Source organism: Streptomyces sp. NBC_00457 (genome assembly GCF_036014015.1).
Taxonomy (GTDB): Bacteria; Actinomycetota; Actinomycetes; order Streptomycetales; family Streptomycetaceae; genus Streptomyces.
In genome coordinates, this window is record NZ_CP107905.1 from 9,043,737 (window position 1) to 9,064,050 (window position 20,314).

Below are 20,314 nucleotides of genomic sequence, written 5' to 3' on the forward strand. Positions count from 1 at the left end.
AACCGTCAGCCGCTGGTATTCAGTCCCAGGTAGCCCTCCGCGAACGCGGCCGCCGCGAGGCGTGATTCGAAGAGGCGGTGCAGCCGGGCGCGGGTGGTGCCCGCACGGTACGGGTCGCCGGACGAGGTGCCGTGGTAGACCTCGGAGAGCCACTGTGAGAACTCGGCGTAGTCCCAGGCACGGCTCACGCAGGCCGCCGAATAGCCGTCGAGGCCGCTGTCGTCGCCCTTCGTGAGGTGGGCAGCGAGGGCGTCGCCGAGCAGGAAGGCGTCGTGCAGGGCGAGGTTCATTCCCTTCGCCGCGATCGGTGCGGTGAGGTGGGCCGCGTCGCCCGCCAGGAACAGCCGCCCGAACACCATCGGCTCGACCACGTAGTTGTGCATGTCGAGGACGCGCTTCTCGATCAGCCGCCCTTCGGTGAGCGGCGGGGCGCCGGCCGCGCCGAGTCGCGCCTGCAGTTCGGACCAGACCCTGTCGTGGGGCCAGTTCTCCGGGTCGTCGCCCGGCGGGCACTCCAGGTAGTAGCGGGTGACCTCGGGGCTGCGGGCCATGTGTCCGGCGAAGCCGCCCGGATGCATGCCGAACAGGACGCAGTCCGCCGACTGCGGGGCCTCGGCGAGCAGCGCCAGCCACCCGATGCCGTAGTCGTGCCGCGCGATCCGGGTCCGGTCGGCCGGCAGTGCGGTCCGGGTCACTCCGCGAGCCCCGTCACAGCCCGCGACGAAGTCGCAGTGCAGGACCTGCCGTTGACCGGTCTCGGGGCAGAGGTACGACACCGACGGCCGGTCCGAGTCCAGGTCGTGCACCTCGACGTCCCGCACACCGAAGCGGATGGCGCCGCCCCGCACATCCGCGTACTCGCGCACCAGGTCCGTCACCAGCAACGGCTGCGGATAGACGAAGTGATGCTGCCCCGTCAGCTCGCCGTACGAGAACCGGAACCGTTCACCGGCGAAGCGGAACTCGCACTCGGTGTGCAACTGGGCCCGCTCCAGCAGGTTCGCGGCGAGTCCGCGCCGTTCCAGGGCGCGTACGGCCCACTCCTCGATGACTCCGGCCCGCGGCCGGCGCTCGATGAACTCCCGTGTCTCGGTCTCCAGGACCACACAGTCGACGGATGCGGCCCGCAGGACGTTGCCGAGGGTTAGCCCGGCGGGCCCGGCGCCCACGATGACGACCGGAAAGCGTTGCGGGGCGGGGGAGTTGGGGTGGGGGGTGGCGAAGGTCACCCGTGCATTATGGGGCGCCGGGGTGCCGCTGGGGAGTGCCGATGCGATCCACGGCCGTATGCCCTGGCCTCACGGACGTATGTCCTGCGCGCAGCGGAAGCCCATGTGGCCGCTGGTGCTGTCGGGGGTGTTGGAGCTGCGGGCCGCTACGCGGTAACGGTTGCAGTACGACTTGTGGCACATGTGCGAGCCGCCGCGGATGACCTTGGCGGTGCCGGAGCGGGGTCCGGTGGGGTTGGCGCGGTTCACGGTGGCGTGGTCGGTGGCCCACCAGTCGGCGCACCACTCCCAGACGTTTCCGGAGACGTTGTACAGGCCGAAGCCGTTGGGGTCGAAGGCGTCCACGGGCGCGGTGCCGCGGTAGCCGTCGTCGGCCGTGTTCTTCGTCGGGAAGGTGCCGCGCCAGATGTTGCAGCGGAACTCGCCGCCCGGGTTGAGCTCGTCGCCCCAGGGGTAGCGCCGCTGTTCCAGTCCGCCGCGGGCCGCGTACTCCCACTCGGCCTCCGTCGGCAGCCGCTTGCCCGCCCAGGCCGCGTACGCCGCCGCGTCCTGCCACGACACATGCACCACCGGGTGGTCGCCGCGGTCCTCCACCGTGCTGCCGGGCCCCTCCGGACGCTGCCAGGTCGCGCCCTCGATCCCGCACCACCAGGGCGCCTGCTCCGGACGCGGGGCACCACGGCGCAGGGCGCCGGGCAGGAAGCCCGCGAAGACGTACGACCAGCCGAAGCGCTCGGCGTCGGTGGTGTGTCCGGTGTCGTCGACGAAGGCTCCGAACTGCTCGTTGGTCACCGCGCAGGAGTCGATACGGAATGCGTCCAGGCGCACCGCCCGCACCGGGCCCTCACCGTCGGCCGGGAACCCCTCGCTGTCCTCCGCGCCCATCAGGAACTCGCCGCCCGGCAGCGGCACCATGCCTTCCGTGGAGCCGCCACTTGTCACGGTCGGCGGCGGCGCGGACAGCGCCACGGGCTGCGTCTGCCGGCGTCCCGACGGCGAGCAGCAGGGAGACTCGTGCATCTGTGTTCCTCGCGGTGAAGTGCGCCTTGGTACCCGTCCGGACCCTAACCCAGCCGAGGTATCTCGATCGCCGGGCACCGGTCCATCACCATCTCCAGGCCTGCTGCCCGGGTGCGGTCGTACGCCGCCTCGTCGATGACGCCGAGCTGGAACCAGACCGCCTGGGCGCCCTTCGCGACCGCCTCGTCGGCGATGGCACCGGCGAGATCGCTGTTGACGAAGACGTCGACGACGTCGACCGGGAAGGGGATCGCCTCCAGGGACGGGTATCCCTTCTCCCCGTGGACCGTCTCGGCCTTCGGATGGACGGGCACGATCCGCTTGCCGAAGCGCTGCAGCACGTCGGCGACGCCGTAGGCCGCGCGCCCCTGGTTGTTCGACAGGCCCACCACGGCCCAGGTGTCGCCGAGCTCGGTGAGGATCTTGCGGACCGTCGCTGCGTCGCCGTACACCGCTGGCCTCCTGGGCATGGAAGAAGAGCTGTCGTAGCGCACAACGGGTGAGGCGGCGCCGTGATTCCCGTTCCCGGCCGACTCGCGCGCCCTCCTGATTCCCGCCATAGGGTCCGGATTTCGCGCCGGACCCTGCGTACGGCCCTCCGTCCGCCTACGCTCACCCCGTGCTGCGCATCACCGACGCCCGTACCGGCGACTTTGTCGCCGCCGCTCCCGTCCGCCGGGGGCTGACCCGTGTCGAGGCCCATCCGCCGGGCTCCGGCATGACCGGTCTGCGGGTGCTGCTCGCCGCGGATCTGCTCGTCCGTGCCCTGGAACTCGGCGGCACACCGGTCTGGGCGCTGCTGAGCTGCGAGCGGGAGCCCGCCGAACTGGTGGCGGGCGCCGCGGCACTCGGCATCCGGCCCTTCGAACACAGCCGGGACGCCGACCCGGGCCTGGGCGAGGCACAGGTCATCCATGTGGTGACCGAGGGCGGCAGCGCGCCCGACGGCGTCCGGGTCGCCGTAGCCCCCGTCCAGCCGGAAGCCCCCGAGGGCGCCGACCCCGCCGCGCTGCGGCTGGCCCTGCTGTCCCGTCCGCGCGCGGCGTCGGTGCGGCTCGACGAGGCCGCCCTCGGCGAGGCGGACGAGACGCTCCGTCGTTGGCGGAGTGCCGTCGCCGCCTGGGCGCACCGGCCGTCGCGGCCGGTCCCCGACGAGGTGCGCGGACGGCTCCGTACCGCCTGGGAGGACGATCTCGACGTCCCCGAAGTGCTGGCGACCCTGCGGTGGGCGGAGACCGAGCCCGGCCTCCCCGACGGCGCCCGCTTCGAGACGTACGCCTACGCCGACCGGCTCCTCGGGCTCGACCTCACCCGCGATCTGGGGGCCCCGGCATGAACGCCCGCTACGGAACCGGCCCCCTGCGCCGCCTGGTCGTCCTGCGGCACGCCAAGTCCGCCTGGCCGGACGGCGTCCCCGACCACGACCGCCCGCTGGCTCCGCGAGGCCGCCGGGACGCGCCCGCCGCGGGCATCGCGCTCGCCGACGCCGACTGTCTGCCGGACCTGGCGCTGTGCTCCACCGCCGTCCGCGCCCGGCAGACCTGGGAGCTGGCCTCCGCCCAGTGGGGCACCCCGCCGCCGGTGAACCACGACCCGCGGCTGTACGCGGCCGACGTCCCCGACCTGCTCTCCGTCGTGCACGACGTGTCCGCCGAGGTCGAGACCCTGCTGCTGATCGGACACAACCCCGGCCTGGAGGAACTGGTCCTCGCGCTCGCCGGCGACAGTCTCGACGACGCGCTGGAGCGAGTCCGGGTGAAGTTCCCGACGTCGGCGATCGCCATCCTGGCCTGGTACGGCACGTCGTGGCGGGGTCTCGCCCCGGGCGGGGCCCTGCTGACGTCGATGATGGTGCCGCGCGGGAAGAAGTAGCGGCAGGAAGTAGCGCCAGAAGCAGCTGTCCACGCGCGCGTGCCCTGCACATAGGCTGGCCCGATGCAGGACGAATACCGCACAGTGGCCCGCGCGGGCGTGCACGAGACCGAGGTCAACCGCTCTCGCTTCCTGTGCACCCTCGCTCCGGCCGCCACCGAGCAGGAGGCGCAGGACTTCGTCGCGGCCGTCCGCAAGGAGCACGCGGACGCCACCCACAACTGCTACGCGTACGTCATCGGCGCCGACGCCGCGATCCAGAAGGCGAGCGACGACGGCGAACCCGGCGGCACCGCGGGCGTCCCCATGCTCCAGATGCTTCTCCGTCGCGACATGCGGTACGTCGTCGCCGTCGTCACCCGCTACTACGGCGGCGTCAAGCTCGGAGCGGGCGGCCTCATCAGGGCGTACGGCGGTGCCGTGGGCGAGGCCCTCGACACCCTCGGCACGATCACCCGCAGGCGCTTCCGCCTCGCCACGGTGACCGTCGACCACCTGCGCGCGGGCAAGGTCCAGAACGACCTGCGCGCCACCGGCCGCGAAGTGCGGGACGTGCGCTACGGAGAGGCCGTCACCATCGACATCGGGCTGCCGGACGCCGACGTGGAGGCGTTCCGGGCGTGGCTGGCCGACGCCACCGCGGGGACGGCCGGGTTCGAACTGGGCGGAGAGGCGTACGGGGACGTCTGACTAAAACGGCAAGAAGTGCATAACAGGCAAGCGCAGGTGCCGTCATGACGGGCCGAATCGTTCGACATGGCGCCCCCCGTGTCACCCGTTCCCCCTCGCGGAGGTGCTCGTGCTGTGGGAGGTCACCGGCCGGCGGGACGGAAGTAGTGCCACAGCGCCCAGCGGGAGACTGCGCGACCCAGGTGGTTGCCGTCGGTCGTCGCCTTGCGGAAGTGGATGCCCAGCCAGACCCGGGCGTCCTTCGTCTCCTGATTCAGCGCGTCCGCGGTGGCGTAGTGCCGGGTCGTGCCGGTGACGGCGGAGTCCACCGTCAGGTCGATGTGCCGCGCCCCGAACAGGTGGCTGAGGCCGGCCGTGGTGGCGCCGGTGAGGCAGGCGTGTCCGCTCGGGTAGTCCGGGTAGGGCGGGTTCGCGACCAGCGGGCTCCACGCCGGGTCGGGTGCGGTGGCCGGGTTGGAGTCGGTGTCGGCGAGCTGGATCGCGGTGCTCGGACGCCAGTAGGCGTGGTCGTACTTGCCGCGCCAGCAGGCGATGGCCGCGTCCGCGGCGGTCGCGTTGAGGACGGCGAACATCCGCGCGCTGTCGGCGATGTCCAGATGCCGGCGGGCGGCCTGGTCACGGAACGCGGTCTGGAACTGGCGGGGCAGGTTGTCGTTCCAGAACCGGGCGGTCTCCGTCTGCGCCGGCGTACGAGTGCCGCCGGACGCCACGCCGGTTGCCTTCACCTCGTTGAAGTCCCGGGCGTAGGCGGTGCTGTTCAGCGCGTCCGGGCCGGCCGGACGGATCTGCGTCGGGGACTTGAGCAGCAGCGGCCGGACGAACCCGAGCCAGGGAGCCAGCATCGGCGCGAACGCGGGCGGCGTCGGCCGCCACACCCCCGGCGCGGGGGTTACGTCCAGCGTCACGTCGGCGCCGCGGCTATCCCCTGTACGCAGCCGCACGATGGTGGCGGCGGCCGCCTTACCCGCCCGGATGCCGTGCGTCTTGCCGGCGCCCTCGCGGATCTTCTCGAGCGACGTGGCGTAATCGGAGCTCAACGCCTGCTGGGACGCCGGGAAGTAGTGGCTGAGCACCTGGTACGCGGCCGTCGCCGCGGCGGCCTGCGAGGAGGCGTGCGGGCGGGGGCGCGGCTGTTTGGCGTATGGCGCGTACCGGCCGTCGATGGCCGCTACCGCGTCGTACACGGCGGTCGAGACGAAACCCAGGTACAACTGCGCCACCGGCGGGGGCTGTTGTCCCTCGGCGAAGATCGTTCGTACGGCAATGGCGTTCCAGTCCGTGATCACCGCCGGGTCCGGGGTGGTGCGCGGGGATGCCTGCGCGGTGCTCACCAGCCCCGTTGAGGCTGCCACCGCCATTGCCGTGGTGAACCCGGCGGCCAACCGCAAGAGCGTCCTGACAGACACGATTCCCCCAACCGGAGCCGGTCGGCGGGACCAGGAGGCGGAGTCCGCCCGCGCCGCCGTCGGCCCGGTCCCGCCAATCTCCTCGCACCGCCGACCCTCGTCAAGCTCCCTGACGTCCCGGTGGCGCAGGAAGGAGCGACCTGGCACGGGTTCGCGTGCCACGCTCCCTGCTGTGCCAACCGTCAGCAAATATCTTTGAGTTGCCTGTCAGAAGCCACCCGCCTGTCCTTCGCCGTGCCCGCCGCGGCAGTGAACGGTCCGTGGGGCCTCACCAGCTGCTGTCCTCCCGGCGGTGGTGGAAGGGACGGCCGTGTCAGCGCCGCTGGAAGGCGTGGTTCAGGACGTCGCGGTGTGACCGCCAGCCCGACCCGGTGCCCGTGCTCGGAGGCGAAGCGGTAATGCACGCAGGCCCAGACGCGCGCCTCCAGGAGTTCGGCTGTCGCCGCCCGAAGGCTGTCGTAGTGGCGGGTCGTGCCGGAGGCGGGGCTGTACGCGGCGAACGTGAGGTCGTCACGGCCGAAGAACGACCCCAGGGCCGTCATGACCGCCGTGGTGAAGCAGGCGTGGCCCGACGGGTACTCCGGCGACGGGGCGGTGACCCGCAGCGGCGTCCAGTCCGGGTCGGGATCGGTGGCCGCGTTGCCGTCGGTGCCGGCGAGCGGAATGGCCGTCACCGGGCGCCAGAAGTTCCAGTGCGCGTTGGCCTTGTAGCAGGCGATCAGGGTGTCGGTGGAGGCCACGTACACCATGGCGAGCAGCCGGGCCGTCCGGAGGCTGCTGAGGTGGTGCGCGCCGGCGAGTTGCCGGGCGATCAACCATTCGACCATCTGGGGGTCGTCCCACCAGATCGCCACCTCGGTCTGGTCCTCGGTGCGGACGGTGCTGGTGGCCGCGCCGAGGCTCTTGACCTCGTTCAGGGCGCGGGCCCGGGCGGCGCCGGTCAGGGCCGGCGGGGGCTTGACCCGGTAGGCGCCGGCGTCGGGGACGACGAACGGCTTCAGGTTCGGCACCCAGGTGCCGACGCCGACGTAGCCGGGCGGGGTGGGCCGGTATTCGCCCGGCTCGGTGCCGACGGTCCACGGCGCGGTGGGGTCGAAGCCGTCGTCACGGCGGCTCTCGGTCATCGCCGCGGCGGCGGCCCTGCCGACGGCCACCCCGCCGTCCTCGGCGCGGCCGTCGGGGATCGCGGCCAGCGCCTCGTCGTACCGGGCGTTCAGCGACTCGGCCTGCCCGGGGAAGAGCCACAGCAGCGTGTCGTGGGCGGCCGCGGCGACCGCCGCGGCGGTGGAGTCCCCGGGGCGGCTGCGGGGCGCGCTGACCAGGGGCTCGTACGGACGGCCGGCGACGGCGTTGACCGCGTCGTACACGGCGCCCTGCACGATGGCGAAGCTGCGGTTGCCGGCGGTGGGCGACTGCTTGGCGGTGTCGTAGATGGCGGCCTGGGCGTGGATGTTCCAGGCGATGACGGGATTGCCCGGGGCGGCCTCCACACCGCTGTGTGCTTCGGCGGTGGTGGCCGCATCCCAGTCCCGTCAGCCACGCCGGGCGGCGGGTCCATCCGGGGGTCCCCATCACGCGTTGCGTCACGGATGGAACCGCCAGCGGCCTTCAGATATGACATCCACCTTGGCGTCCCTGACGCGAACGGCCGTCTCGTCGTCGATGAAGTAGATCGGGAAGTCGGCGCGCGCGGCGATGCGGTCAGCCCAGGCGTCGTCCCGCTCGGGGAAATGCGGCGAGTACAGGTGGGGTTTGAGATACCAGTCGAAGAGGGCGAACGGTGGCTCCACGGTCGTCGCGCCGAGCACATGGAGGTCCGTGGTGTCCCCGATGACGTCGGCGGAGTGTGCGGTGAGATTCCGGCTGAAGATCATTGATCCGGCGCTGACCCCGACATAGACCCGGCTCCCCAGCGCCTCCAGGAAGCCGTCGGCCAGACCGTTGCCGGTGATGCTGCGCGCGAGGTGGTAGTGGCTGCCGCCCTCGACATAGATGACGTCCGCGTGGAGCAGCCGGTCGAGCACCATCTGCCGGGGCAGGCCGTTCAGCTCCAGGACGTCGAACTCCCGCCAGCCGAGGCCGTGCAGCCGGTTCATGTCCTCGACGAACCACCCGTGGTCCCCGGGCTCGGCCACTGACGCCGTGGGAACGAACACGACGTTCGCCGATCCGAACGGCTTTCCCAGCATGTCCCGCAGCGCATCCCGCAGTGTCTCGTTGCGCAGGCCACTCGCCGTCAACAGAAAGTCCATCGGGCGAGCCAAGCACGGCTGACGGGCACGCGCAACGAACCCCGGATCCACCCATGCCGTACCTGCCCGACGCGCTGTGCGACATCGAGTTCGCCATCGCCGCCTTCTGTCACGCAACTATCCAGATAACTGCGGACATTTGCGGTCATCTGATGCCAGATGCCGGTGGCAGACTGAGGTCTGTGATGGATCAGGTGCCGGCAGGCGTTAGCGTGGTCGGTGCTTACGGCGAGGGCCGTGCTGGGTTCCGGGGCGGAGTAGGGGGAGACATGCAGGTCGGAGCGGCGTCTTGAGAATTCTGCACACTTCCGACTGGCACCTGGGCCGGGCGTTCCACCGCGTGAACATGCTCGACGCCCAGGCCGAGTTCATCGCCCACCTCGGCACGACCGTGCGTGAGCGCGAGGTGGACGCGGTGGTCGTGTCGGGAGACGTGTACGACCGGGCGGTCCCGCCGCTCGCCGCGGTCGAGCTGTTCGACGACGCCCTGCACCGGCTCGCCGACCTCCGTGTGCCGACGGTGATGATCTCCGGGAACCATGACTCGGGGCGCCGGCTCGGCGTCGGCGCCGGGCTCATGGAGCACGCGGGCATCTTCCTGTGCACCGATGCCTCGTCGGCCGGAACGCCGGTGATCCTGGCGGACGACCACGGCGACGTGGCGTTCTACGGCCTGCCCTACCTCGAACCTGCCCTGGTCAAGGGCGAGTTCAAGGTGGAGAAGCCGGGACACGAGGCCGTCCTGGCCGCCGCCATGGACCGGGTCCGCGCCGACCTCGCCGCACATGCCCCCGGCACCCGCTCCGTCGTCCTCGCGCACGCCTTCGTCACCGGCGGTGAGGCCAGCGACAGCGAACGGGACATCACGGTCGGCGGGGTGGCCTCGGTTCCCGCCGGGGTGTTCGACGGCGTCGACTATGTGGCGCTCGGGCATCTGCACGGCTGCCAGACCATCACCGAGCGCGTGCGCTACTCCGGTTCCCCGCTGCCGTACTCCTTCTCGGAGACCGCCCATCGCAAGAGCATGTGGCTCGTCGACCTGGCCGCCGACGGGTCGGTGACCGCCGAGCGCGTCGACTGCCCGGTGCCCCGTGCGCTGGCCCGGATCCGCGGCACCCTGGAGGAACTGCTCGCCGACCCCGACCTGGCCCGGCACGAGGAGGCGTGGGTCGAGGCCACGCTCACCGACCCGGTCCGCCCGGCCGACCCGATGGCCCGGCTCACCGAGCGCTTCCCGCACACGCTGAGCCTGGTTTTCGACCCCGAGCGGGCGCCGGAGGACCCGGACGTGTCGTATGCGAGGCGGCTCGCCGGACGCAGCGACCAGCAGATCGCCGAGGACTTCGTGGCCCATGTGCGCGGTGCCGGGCCCGATGAGCACGAGCGGACCGTGCTGCGGGACGCGTTCGACGCGGTGCGCGCGGACGGGGCTGCCCGGGAGGTGGCGCGATGAGGCTGCACCGGCTGGACATGACCGCCTTCGGGCCCTTCGGCGGGTCCCAGTCCGTCGACTTCGACGAGTTGTCGGCGGCCGGCCTCTTCCTGCTGCACGGACCGACCGGCGCCGGAAAGACCTCGGTCCTGGACGCCGTGTGTTACGCGCTGTACGGCTCGGTGCCCGGTGCCCGCCAGGGCGGTTCGCTGCGCAGCGACCACTCGGCGGCCGGTACCCGTACCGAGGTGACCCTCGAACTCACCGTCGCCGGGCGCCGGTTGGAGCTGACCCGGCAGCCGGCCTGGGAGCGGCCGAAGAAGCGCGGTGCGGGGACGACGCTCGACAAAGCCCAGAGCTGGTTGCGCGAGTACGACGCCGCCACCGGCGCCTGGAAGGGCCTCAGCCGCTCCCACCAGGAGATCGGCGAGGAGATCACCCAACTCCTCGGCATGAGCCGTGAGCAGTTCTGCCAGGTCGTGCTGTTGCCGCAGGGCGACTTCGCACGGTTCCTGCGCGCGGACGCCGAGGCACGCGGCAGACTGCTGGGCCGTCTCTTCGAGACGCACCGCTTCGCGGAGGTCGAGAAGAGCCTGGCCGAGCGCCGGCGCGTCACCGAGGCCAGGGTGCGCGACCAGGACACCGCTCTGCTGGCCGACGCGCACCGTATGCAGCAGGCGGCGGGCGACGCCATGGACCTGGCGGAGCTGGCGCCCGGCGACCCCGGACTGGCCGACGCCGTCATGAGCGCCGCCGCCGTCGCCCGCAGCACCGCCCGCGAACAGCTGACGATCGCCCACTGCCGCCTGACGGCCGCCGAGTCCGGGCAGGCCGCGGCCGACCGCGCCCTGGACGACGTACGCGAACTGGCGCGGCTGCAACAGCGGTTCGCCCAGGCACGCGAGCGTGCGGCGCTGATGGAGGAGCGCGTCGACGCCTACCGGGAGGCGCAGGCGCGCATGGAGCGGGCCCGCAAGGCGGAGGTGGTGGCGCCCGCGCTGGAGCTGCGGGAGGCCGCCGACGCCGAACACCGGCGCGCGGCGGCGGCGCAACAGCGCGCGCGTGCACTGCTGCCGGAGGCCTTCGCCGACTCCGGAGCGGGCGGACTCGCCGCCGCCGCACGCCGGGCCGCCGAAGAGCTGGGCGGCCTGGAATCGGCCCGCCGCGCCGAACACCGGCTGACCGAACTCGTCGCCGAGCGCGCTCACTTGGACCGTCAGGAGCGCGCCGACGAGGACGTCCTCCAGGACGCGGAGGCCTGGCTCGCCGAGTGGGAGGCGACCCGCGCCGCGCTCCAGGCCCGCATCGACACCGCCCAGCAGGCCGCGACCCGGGCCGAGCAGCTCGCCGTACAGCGCGAACCCGCCCAGCGGCGGCTCGGGGCGGCCCGGCAGCGGGACCAGTTCGCGGGCGACACCGAAGCCGCACAGCAGCAGGCGCTCGCCTCGGCCGAGCGTGCGGTCGACGCCCGCGCCCACTGGCTGGACCTCAAGGAACAGCGCCTGAACGGCATCGCCGCCGAACTCGCCGCGCACCTCACCGACGGCGAGCCCTGCGCCGTCTGCGGAGCCACCGAACACCCCGCTCCCGCACGGAAGATCGCCGGGCACGTCGACCGGGAGGCGGAGGAACGCGCACTCGCCGCCTACCAGCGCGCCGACGAACAGCGCGCCGAGGACGAGCGGCGCCTGGGCCTCGTACGGGAAGCCCTGGCCGCCGCCACCGCGGAGGCCGGAGACGCGTCCACGGACCAACTCGCCCGAGAGGCAGAGGAGTTGGAGCGGCTGTACGAGCAGGCGCGCCGCGACGCCTCCGGGCTGCACTCCGGGCAGGAGGAGCTGCGCCGGGCCGAGCAGGAGCACGAGCGGCGCACCGCCGTACGGCAGGAGGCAGCCGTACGAGCTGCCTCGCGGGTGGGGCAACGTGAGCGCCTGGAGCTGGAGAAGGCCGCGCTGGAGGAGGAGTTGGCGCAGGCCCGGGGCGCCTCGGCGAGCGTGGCCGCGCGGTCGGCGCAGCTGGAGCAGCAGGTCGCCCTGCTCTCCGACGCCGCCGACGCCGCCCGGATCGCCGACGAGAGCGCCGAGCGGCTCAAGGCCGCGGACGGCCGGCTAGCCGAGTCCGCCTTCCGCGCCGGGTTCGACACCCCGCAGGCCGCGGCGTCCGCCCTGCTCGACGACGCGGCCCACCGCGAGCTGCAACGGCGGCTGGACGCCTGGCAGTCCGAGGAGGCCGCCGTCCGCGCGGTCCTCGCCGAGGCCGACACCGCTGCCGCAGCACAGCAGCCGCCCGCCGACCTCGAAGCCGCCGAGCGGGCCGCGTTCGCCGCGGCCCAGTGGCTGCGCGACGCCGCGTCCGCCCGCGACGCGGCGGCCCGGCGCTGCGCCGAACTCGACCGGCTCTCCGCGCGAGCGGCGGAGGGCGTACGACGGCTGGCGCCGCTGCGCGAGGAGTACGACCGGGTGGCCCGCCTCGCCGGACTCAGCGCGGGCACCTCGGCGGACAACGAACGCAGGATGCGCCTGGAGTCGTATGTGCTGGCCGCCCGCCTGGAACAGGTGGCCGCCGCCGCGACCGTACGGCTGCGGCGCATGTCCTCCGGCCGCTACACCCTCGTCCACTCAGACGACCGCGCCGGCCGCGGACGCAGCGGCCTCGGGCTGCATGTCGTCGACGCCTGGACCGGGCGCGAGCGGGACACGGCGACCCTCTCGGGCGGCGAGACGTTCTTCGCCTCGCTGGCTCTCGCCCTCGGCCTCGCGGACGTCGTCACGGACGAGGCGGGCGGCGTCCGGCTGGACACCCTCTTCATCGACGAGGGCTTCGGCAGCCTCGACGAGCAGACCCTCGACGAGGTACTCGACGTCCTCGACTCACTCCGTGAACGCGACCGCAGTGTGGGCATCGTCAGCCACGTCCCCGACCTGCGCAGACGTATTCACGCGCAGCTGGAGGTCGTCAAGGGCAGAGCGGGCTCCGAACTCCGGCAGCGGGGCGTCGGCTGAGTCAGCGGCCGAGCGGGCGCCGGGGCAGGGGTGATGAGTACACGACGCTCGTGGTGACCGAACCCAGGGCGCCGATCTTCCCGGAGACCTCCTCCAGGTGGCGCATCGAGCGGGCGGTGACCTTGATGACGAAGCAGTCGTCGCCCGTGACGTGGTGGGCCTCCAGGATTTCGGGGGTCGCGGCGACGAGGTCGTGGAACGGCTTGTAGTTGCCGGTCGGGTAGCGCAGCCGGACGAACGCCAGGATCGGCAGCCCGAGCCGTTCCGGGTCGACGACCGCCGCATAGCCCTGGATGACGCCCGCCTCCTCCAGCCGCCGCACCCGTTCGGTGACCGCGCTCGGCGACATGGAGACGGCACGGGCCAGCTCGGCGAAGCTGGCCCGGCCCTCCCGCTGGAGGACGTCGAGGATGCGCCAGTCGGTGGCGTCCGGCGAATACGTGGTCATGGGCGATGAGTAGCAGGGGAATCCCCGGCCGATCAAGGGGAGTGCCGGGGATCGCCACTTCAGAGCGCGGCTCGACGACCGTAGGTTTTCGTCCATGACGACCACCACCGTGAACCCCGTCCTCCGCGTCGCCCCCGCCACCCCGGCCGAGGCCGCCGCCCACTTCCGCGCGAGCCTCGTCTTCCACGCCGACGTCTCCGACGTGGCCGCCGCGCTGGCGGCCGACGGCGACCCGGGCTTCATCGTGCTGGATTCCCGTTCCACCGAGTCCTGGGACCAGGGCCATATCCCGGGCGCCGTCCACCTCCCGACCGCGCTCATCCCGGAACAGGCCGGGCAACTCCTCGACAAGTCCGTGCCGGTCGTGACGTACTGCTGGGGCCCTGGCTGCAACGGCGCGACCCGGGCCGCCCTCGCCCTCGCCGAACTCGGCTACTCGGTCAAGGAGATGCTCGGAGGCTTCGAGTACTGGGTGCGCGAGGGCTTCGAGTTCGAGACCTGGCACGGCCGCGAACGCCGCTCCGCCGACCCTCTGACGGCGCCCATGGACGCGGAGGACTGCGGCTGTTGAAACCACCGTGACGTGCGAGGCCCGTGTGCGTGTAGGTTTCTGCGCCATGGTGCGATACGCGGAAACGGGCGTCGTGGAGTGGGTCGAGTCGGGCGGCGGGCCGCTCATAGCGGTGCCGGAGACGGTGCTGCCGTTCTGGGCGGGCGCCGACGGCGACGAGACCGCCTCGGACTACGACCGGGCCTGCGAGGTCGACGGCTTCGTCGGGCTGCTCCCGGTCGGGGACTCCGCGGCCCTGGTCCTGGGCGACGAGCCGGCCTTGACCACCTTCCTGCCGGCCCACGACACCTTCGTACGGTGGTGCGCGGCCGACTCCGAGGCGGAACTGCTGGCCCATGTGCCCGAGGCTCTCGCCACCGCGGTCTGGGCGGACGAGGTGCGCTGGCATGTGCCCGGGCCGGTGCTGCTGTTCGACTCGGCCTGGCCCGGAGGGGATTGTGAGCGGGCCGGCCACCTGCGGATCGCCCTGGAGCCGGGGCCGTACGCGGTCCGGGCGGCGCAGGTGCAGCCCGGGCCGGAGACCTGGCTGGGGCTGGTGCAGTTGCGGAGGCTGGGGGACTGACCTTCGGGTCGGGTGGCTCACCTGGCCTGAGGTCGGGGTGGCTCGCCTGGGAAAACGGATGCGCCCGCCCACCCTCACCGGAGAAATCGGATGCGCCCCGCGTACCCGTTCCCCATCATGGTCGACCATGCCCCGATTCCCGCACCCCGCCCCCGAAGCCCTGCGCCGTGACCCTCTGCCCCTGCGTGGCCGCACCGCTCTCGTGACCGGTGCCAGCCGGCGCGGCGGTATCGGTCATGCGGTGGCCCGGCGGCTCGCCGCGTACGGCGCGAGTGTCTATCTGCATCACCATGTGCCGCACGACGCCGCCATGCCTTGGGGAGCCGACCGCCCCGAGGACGTGACGGCGTCCGTGCGTGCGGCACTCGGCGATCCCGGCGCCCGTGTCGTCGCCGGTCCCGGCGACCTCTCCGACCCGGCGGCACCCGCGCACCTGATCGCCACAGCCACCTCGGCGCTCGGCGGCCGGCTCGACATCCTCGTCGCCAACCATGCCCTCAGCGGCTCCGACGGAACGCTCGACGAGATCGACGCGGCGATGCTCGACGCGCACTGGGCGGTCGACACCCGCTCGGTACTGCTGCTGATCCAGGCCTATGCCCGGCAACCGGAGCGGCCTCGTGGCGGACGCGTGATCATGATGACTTCCGGCCAGGACATCGCGGGCGGCATGCCCGGCGAGATCGCCTACGCCCTCCAGAAGGGCGCCCTCGCCTCCATCACCCGCTCGCTGTCGACCACGCTCGCCGAGCAGGCGATCACGGTGAACACCGTCAACCCCGGCCCCGTCGACACGGACTACCTGACCGGCGAGGCCTACGAGGCCGTCGCCGCCCTCTTCCCCGCCGGCCGGTGGGGCATGCCCGACGACCCCGCCCGTCTCATCGCCTGGCTGGCGACGGACGAGGCGGAGTGGGTCACAGGTCAGGTCATCGACTCGGAGGGCGGGTTCCGGCGCTGATCACCAGGTGGACGGTCAGAGCGCGGACAGCTCGTCCACCAGGTCGTCCAGCCCCAGCGAGCCCTGTGAGAGAGCCGCCATGTGCCAGGCCTTGGGATCGAAGGCGTCGCCGAGCCGTTTGCGGGCGTTCTCCCGGCCCAGCAGCCAGGCCCGCTCGCCGAGCTTGTAGCCGATGGCCTGGCCCGGCATGGACAGGTAGCGGGTCAGCTCGCTCTCCACGAAGTCCCCGGGGCGGCTGCTGTGGGAGCCGAAGAACTCCTGTGCCAGCTCAGGCGTCCAGCGCTCCCCGGGGTGGAAGGGGGAGTCGTCCGGGATCATCAGCTCCAGGTGCATGCCGATGTCGATGATCACGCGCACCGCGCGCATCATCTGCGCGTCCAGATACCCGAGCCGGCGCTCGGCGTCCGTCAGGAAGCCCAGCTCGTCCATCAGCCGCTCGGCGTACAGCGCCCAGCCCTCGGCGTTGGCGCTCACCATGCCGACGCTCGCCTGGTAGCGGGAGAGGTTCTGCGCCACGTGCTTCCACTGGGCCAGCTGGAGGTGGTGACCGGGCACGCCCTCGTGGTACCAGGTCGACACCAGGTCGTAGACCGGGAAGCGGTCTTTGCCCATCGTCGGCAGCCAGGTGCAGCCGGGGCGCGAGAAGTCGTCCGACGGCGGCGTGTAGTACGGCGCCGCGGCGCTGCCCGGAGGGGCGATGCGCGACTCCACCCGCCGCACCCGCTCGGCCAGGTCGAAGTGGGTCCCGTCGAGCGCGTCGATCGCCTCGTCCATCAGGGACTGCAGCCAGCGCTGCACCTCGTCGACGCCCTCGATGTGCGTGCCGTGCTCGTCCAGGTGCGCCAGCGCCACCCACGGCGTGGCCGCACCCGGCAGGATCTTGTCGGCCTCGGTCTTCATCTCGCCGAGGAGGCGGTGGTACTCGGCCCAGCCGTACGCGTACGCCTCGTCCAGGTCGAGGTCGGTGCCGTTGAAGTAGCGGACCCAGCGGGCGTACCGCTCGCGGCCCACGACGTCCGGCGCGCCCTCGATCGCCGGTGCGTACACGTCCCGCATCCAGTCGCGCAGCGTCACGATGGCCGCGGTGGCCGAGCTGGCCGCCGCGTCCAGCTCGGAGCGCAGCGCCTCGGGACCGGCCGCCGCGAACTGCTCGAACCAGCCGTGGCCCTGACCGTCCGTGTCGGCCCACTCGCCGAGCTGCTCGACGAAGGTGGCGGTGGCGCGCGGACTGGCGTACAGCTTCCGCTCCAGGCCGAGCGCCAGGGACTCCCGGTAGCCCTCCAGCGCGGCGGGGACGGCGCGCAGCCGCTCGGCGATCGCCGCCCAGTCCTCCTCCGTCTGCATCGGCGTCACGGTGAACACCTGGCGCACCGCGTGCGCGACGGAGCTCAGGTTGCTGACGGAACGCAGGCTCTCCTCGGCCTCGTGCACGCCGAGTTCGGCGCTGAGCCGCTCGCGCAGCAGGCGCGCGCACCGGCGCTCGATGTCACTGTCCGCGCCGGGCAGGCGCTCCGACTCGTCCAGCCGGGCCAGCGTGCGGCGTGCCAGCTCGGCGAGCGCCTCCTGGCCGGCGGGCGAGGTGTCGGGCAGCCTGCTCGAACTCTCCTTCACGCCGAGGAAGGTGCCGGTGATCGGGTCGAGGGCGATGAGCTCGTCGACGTAGGCGTCGGCGACCTCGCGGGGCAGCGGGCTCTTGGTCTCTGACATGCGGACATCCTCGTACGAGGGGACGCCGCGCGTCACCCGGATTGAGCCGGTGGCGAAGGCGGCAGCAGCGGGCCGCAGTCCCACTTCTGGAAGATCAACCGTGTCTCCACCCGGGCCACTTCCCGGCGGGAGGTGAACTCGTCCAGGACCAGTCGCTGCAGATCCGCCATGTCCGCGACCGCGACATGCACGAGGTAGTCGTCCGGGCCGGTGAGATGGAAGACGGTCAGCGACTCGGGCAGCGCCCGGATGCGCTCCACGAACGGCCCCACCAGCTCCCGCCGGTGCGGCCTGACCTGAACCGACAGCAACGCCTCAAGGCCCCGCCCCAGCTTGGCCGGATCCAGCCGCAGCCGATGCCCGAGAATGACGCCCGCGCGACGCAGCCTGGTCACCCGGTCAAGGCAGGTCGACGGCGCCACGCCGATCTGCGCGGCGAGGTCGCGGTACGTCGTCCGGGCGTCATTCTGCAGCAACCGCAGCAGCTGGAGATCCACCGGGTCCAGTACGACAGATTCGGCCACCGATCGAACGTAGCACGGCATTCGGCGGTAGTGACCCGGTCGGCGTTCACTCTTCCCTCATGGACACGCCCACCGCATCGAGAGCCCTCGCCACCGAGGCCGTGCACGCCGGCCGCGACGACCTCGCCCGCCAGGGCCTGCACGCCCCGCCGATCGACCTGTCCACCACGTATCCGTCGTACGACAGCCAGGGCGAGGCGGCCCGCATCGACGCCTTCGCCACCACCGGCGCCATACCGGACGGCCCGCCGGTCTACGGACGGCTGGGCAACCCCACCGTCGCCCGTTTCGAGACCGCTCTGGCCCGCCTCGAAGGCACCGAGACCGCCGTCGCCTTCGCCAGCGGGATGGCGGCACTGAGCGCGGTGCTTCTCGTACGGGGCTCGCTCGGCCTGCGCCATGTCGTGGCCGTACGGCCCCTGTACGGCTGCAGCGACCATCTGCTCACCGCCGGCCTGCTGGGCTCGGAGGTGACGTGGACCGATCCGGCCGGGATCGCGGCGGCGCTGCGACCCGACACGGGACTGGTCATGGTCGAGTCCCCGGCGAACCCCACGCTGGCCGAAATCGACCTGCGTGCCGTCGCCCACGCCTGCGGCTCCGTACCGCTGCTCGCCGACAACACCTTCGCCACACCGGTGCTGCAACGCCCCGCCGAACACGGCGCCCGGCTCGTGCTGCACAGCGCCACCAAGTACCTCGGCGGGCACGGTGACGTGATGGCGGGCGTGGTCGCCTGCGACGAGGAGTTCGCCGGACAGCTGCGGCAGGTCCGCTTCGCGACGGGCGGCGTGCTGCACCCGCTGGCCGGCTACCTGCTGCTGCGCGGCCTCGCGACGCTGCCGGTGCGCGTCCGTGCCTCATCCGCGAACGCCGCCGAACTCGCCCACCGCCTCGCCGCCGACCCGCGCGTGGCCCGCGTCCACTACCCCCGCATCGGCGGCGCCATGATCGCCTTCGAGGTCCACGGCGACCCCCACCAGGTCATCGCCGACGTCCGCCTGATCACCCCCGCCGTGAGCCTGGGCAGCGTGGACACCCTCATCCAGCACCCGGCATCCATCAGCCACCGCATAGTGGAAGCGACGGACCGAAGGGACGCCGGGGTGAGCGACAAGTTGCTGCGCCTGTCGGTGGGTTTGGAGGACGTAGAGGACCTGTGGCGAGACATAGACGGCGCCCTAAGGCGCCCCGATAGGGGCGCGGGGAACTGCGCGACAAGCCACAACGAACCCGCAGCCGCCAGCGCCCCGTAACCCCTACGGCGCCTAGGCCCTCGTCACCCCCACCGTGCCCTCTGCCGCCCCCAGCGGAGCATCCAACCGCGCCGTGATCACCAACGTCCCCTCCTCGATCTGATAGTCGAGAGGCAGCCCCAGACCACGCATCGCAGCAACCATGCCGGTGTTGGACGACTGCGTCACCGCGTACACGTTCTCGCAGCCCGCCTCCACGGCCATCGCCACCAGCCGCCGAAGCAGTTCCGAGCCGATGCCCCGCCCCTGCCACTCGTCCTCGACCAGCAGCGCGACCTCCGTCTCGTCCCCGTCCCACAGCAGATGCCCGAGCCCCACGATCCGCCCGGACGCGGTCTGCACCGCGAGCGTCCGGCCGAAGCGCGGGCTCAGCAGATGGTGCAGGTAACGATGCGCGTCACCGACAGGCCCGTGGTACCGCAGGGACAGCGTCCGCGCCGAGCACCGCTCGTGCATCGCCGTCGCCGCCTCCAGATCGTCCGTGCCGGCGCGGCGGACGGTGATCGCGTTGCCCTCGGGGAGCGTGAGGACGTCCTGGCCACGCGGAACGCGCGGACCGAGCCGGGCGTCCAGCTCCACCAGGGCCCGCGCCCGGGCGAACTCGGTCGGGGTGAACGGCAGATACGGCCGCTCCACGGTGATCACTCCGCCTTCCGGTGCCCGCAGCCGCATCACGGTGTCCTCCAACGCCCCTTCCACCGGGACCCCTTCGGGCGCCCGGCCGCCGCCGGGCGGGGCGGCGGGGAGTGAGCGGATGGTGCAGCGGCCCAGCAACTGGCGCAGTGCGAGCGGGAGTTCCGCCGCGTCCAGGGCGGTGCGCGTGGCGAGGCCGAGCACCCGGGTCGGCGCGTCGACCAGGTCGTGGGCGTCGGCTCGCTCGATCCACGTGCCGGTACCCCCGGCCTGGTCGATCGCCCGGGCGATGTCGTCCGCCGCGATCTCACCGGGAGCGCGCAGCAGGAACTCGTCCACCGTCCCCTCGGCCAGCGGATGCGTCTGGAGGCTGAGGATGTCGACCTGCTGTCCGGCGAGGGCGACGCACAGCGCGGCCAGGGTCCCCGGTTCGTCCTTCACCGTCGTCCGCATCCGCCACAGGACACGCTCCCGGACCCCGGCGTGCTCCGTGGGGAGCGGCCGGGTGCTCGTATCAGTCGTCGGCGGGGCATGACCGTGGCGTCGTGTCCACCATGTGTGGAACGCCGCCATGATGTCCCGCCGCCAGTGGTGCACCGTACGACCGTGCTGCGCACGCGTCACATCAGAAATGTCTCGACTCATGCAGCCACTGTGAAGGAAAGGTGTTGCGTGATCACGAACGCACTGTGACTGACGGGTAAAGCAGCCTTCTGTCGCTTTTGTGAAACGTCAGTGCCGCGCACCAG

Annotated in this window: 19 protein-coding genes; 9 read left to right on the plus strand and 10 right to left on the minus strand. The window is 72.3% G+C overall.

Annotated features, from left to right (window positions below):
- Positions 1–5: 5 nt before the first annotated feature.
- The 3 genes from OG828_RS41430 to OG828_RS41440 form a co-directional block, all read right to left on the minus strand.
- Positions 6–1,229: a 4-hydroxybenzoate 3-monooxygenase gene (locus OG828_RS41430; protein ID WP_328368765.1), complete on the minus strand. Its 1,224-nt coding sequence runs from the start codon at positions 1,227–1,229 to the stop codon at positions 6–8.
- A gap of 69 nt (positions 1,230–1,298) precedes the next feature.
- A complete protein-coding gene (locus OG828_RS41435) occupies positions 1,299–2,249 on the minus strand; it encodes a formylglycine-generating enzyme family protein (protein ID WP_443062474.1) in 951 nt (316 codons plus the stop codon).
- A 44-nt stretch (positions 2,250–2,293) separates the two neighbouring features.
- On the minus strand, positions 2,294–2,701 hold the full coding sequence (locus tag OG828_RS41440; RefSeq protein WP_328504042.1) for a CoA-binding protein: 408 nt from the start codon (positions 2,699–2,701) through the stop codon (positions 2,294–2,296).
- Between the two features lie 167 nt (positions 2,702–2,868).
- Between OG828_RS41440 and OG828_RS41445 the strand changes: the two genes are divergently transcribed.
- From OG828_RS41445 to OG828_RS41455, 3 genes are all read left to right on the plus strand, one after another.
- Positions 2,869–3,585, plus strand: coding sequence for a hypothetical protein (locus OG828_RS41445; RefSeq protein ID WP_328504043.1), 717 nt, complete (start codon positions 2,869–2,871; stop codon positions 3,583–3,585).
- Positions 3,582–4,121: a SixA phosphatase family protein gene (locus tag OG828_RS41450; protein WP_328441709.1), complete on the plus strand. Its 540-nt coding sequence runs from the start codon at positions 3,582–3,584 to the stop codon at positions 4,119–4,121. The genes OG828_RS41445 and OG828_RS41450 overlap by 4 nt, the downstream gene beginning before the upstream one ends.
- 63 nt (positions 4,122–4,184) lie before the next feature.
- Complete coding sequence (locus OG828_RS41455) at positions 4,185–4,811, plus strand: YigZ family protein (protein WP_328504044.1); 627 nt, start codon at positions 4,185–4,187, stop codon at positions 4,809–4,811.
- Positions 4,812–4,933: 122 nt separating this feature from the next.
- Here the strand turns inward: OG828_RS41455 and OG828_RS41460 are convergent, their stop codons facing one another.
- The 3 genes from OG828_RS41460 to OG828_RS41470 all read right to left on the minus strand — a co-directional run bounded on the left by OG828_RS41460 (position 4,934) and on the right by OG828_RS41470 (position 8,469).
- A complete protein-coding gene (locus OG828_RS41460) occupies positions 4,934–6,163 on the minus strand; it encodes a vanadium-dependent haloperoxidase (RefSeq protein WP_328504045.1) in 1,230 nt (409 codons plus the stop codon).
- Between the two features lie 236 nt (positions 6,164–6,399).
- Entirely contained in the window at positions 6,400–7,707 is a 1,308-nt protein-coding gene (locus OG828_RS41465) for a vanadium-dependent haloperoxidase (RefSeq protein WP_328504046.1), read from the minus strand.
- A gap of 93 nt (positions 7,708–7,800) precedes the next feature.
- Entirely contained in the window at positions 7,801–8,469 is a 669-nt protein-coding gene (locus OG828_RS41470; protein WP_328504047.1) for a Type 1 glutamine amidotransferase-like domain-containing protein, read from the minus strand.
- 289 nt (positions 8,470–8,758) lie between these two features.
- Here OG828_RS41470 and OG828_RS41475 point away from each other — a divergent pair, with 289 nt between their 5' ends.
- Positions 8,759–9,922 carry an exonuclease SbcCD subunit D gene (locus OG828_RS41475; RefSeq protein WP_328504048.1) on the plus strand — a complete coding sequence of 388 codons (1,164 nt, stop codon included), beginning with the start codon at positions 8,759–8,761 and terminating at the stop codon, positions 9,920–9,922.
- Positions 9,919–12,903, plus strand: coding sequence for an SMC family ATPase (locus tag OG828_RS41480; RefSeq protein ID WP_328504049.1), 2,985 nt, complete (start codon positions 9,919–9,921; stop codon positions 12,901–12,903). Before OG828_RS41475 ends, OG828_RS41480 begins: the two co-directional genes overlap by 4 nt.
- 1 nt (position 12,904) lies before the next feature.
- Here the strand turns inward: OG828_RS41480 and OG828_RS41485 are convergent, their stop codons facing one another.
- A complete protein-coding gene (locus OG828_RS41485; RefSeq protein ID WP_210571067.1) occupies positions 12,905–13,351 on the minus strand; it encodes an Lrp/AsnC family transcriptional regulator in 447 nt (148 codons plus the stop codon).
- Positions 13,352–13,445: 94 nt separating this feature from the next.
- Here OG828_RS41485 and OG828_RS41490 point away from each other — a divergent pair, with 94 nt between their 5' ends.
- The 3 genes from OG828_RS41490 to OG828_RS41500 all read left to right on the plus strand — a co-directional run bounded on the left by OG828_RS41490 (position 13,446) and on the right by OG828_RS41500 (position 15,445).
- Entirely contained in the window at positions 13,446–13,922 is a 477-nt protein-coding gene (locus tag OG828_RS41490; protein WP_328368794.1) for a rhodanese-like domain-containing protein, read from the plus strand.
- Positions 13,923–13,968: 46 nt separating this feature from the next.
- Positions 13,969–14,484, plus strand: a complete 516-nt coding sequence (locus tag OG828_RS41495) for an immunity 21 family protein (protein WP_328441716.1) — start codon at positions 13,969–13,971, stop codon at positions 14,482–14,484.
- 127 nt (positions 14,485–14,611) lie between these two features.
- On the plus strand, positions 14,612–15,445 hold the full coding sequence (locus tag OG828_RS41500) for an SDR family oxidoreductase (RefSeq protein ID WP_328504050.1): 834 nt from the start codon (positions 14,612–14,614) through the stop codon (positions 15,443–15,445).
- 15 nt (positions 15,446–15,460) lie between these two features.
- On the opposite strand, the gene OG828_RS41505 is transcribed toward OG828_RS41500, so the two are convergent.
- Both OG828_RS41505 and OG828_RS41510 read right to left on the minus strand, forming a co-directional pair.
- A complete protein-coding gene (locus OG828_RS41505; RefSeq protein WP_328504051.1) occupies positions 15,461–17,152 on the minus strand; it encodes a DUF885 domain-containing protein in 1,692 nt (563 codons plus the stop codon).
- A gap of 32 nt (positions 17,153–17,184) precedes the next feature.
- Positions 17,185–17,676 (minus strand): Lrp/AsnC family transcriptional regulator, encoded by a 492-nt coding sequence (locus OG828_RS41510; protein ID WP_328441719.1) that lies wholly within the window; start codon positions 17,674–17,676, stop codon positions 17,185–17,187.
- Positions 17,677–17,735: 59 nt separating this feature from the next.
- On the opposite strand from OG828_RS41510, the gene OG828_RS41515 reads away from it, so the two are divergent.
- Positions 17,736–18,932 carry a trans-sulfuration enzyme family protein gene (locus OG828_RS41515; RefSeq protein ID WP_328504052.1) on the plus strand — a complete coding sequence of 399 codons (1,197 nt, stop codon included), beginning with the start codon at positions 17,736–17,738 and terminating at the stop codon, positions 18,930–18,932.
- A 12-nt stretch (positions 18,933–18,944) separates the two neighbouring features.
- On the opposite strand, the gene OG828_RS41520 is transcribed toward OG828_RS41515, so the two are convergent.
- Positions 18,945–20,210, minus strand: a complete 1,266-nt coding sequence (locus tag OG828_RS41520; protein WP_328504053.1) for a GNAT family N-acetyltransferase — start codon at positions 20,208–20,210, stop codon at positions 18,945–18,947.
- Between the last annotated feature and the right edge of the window lie 104 nt (positions 20,211–20,314).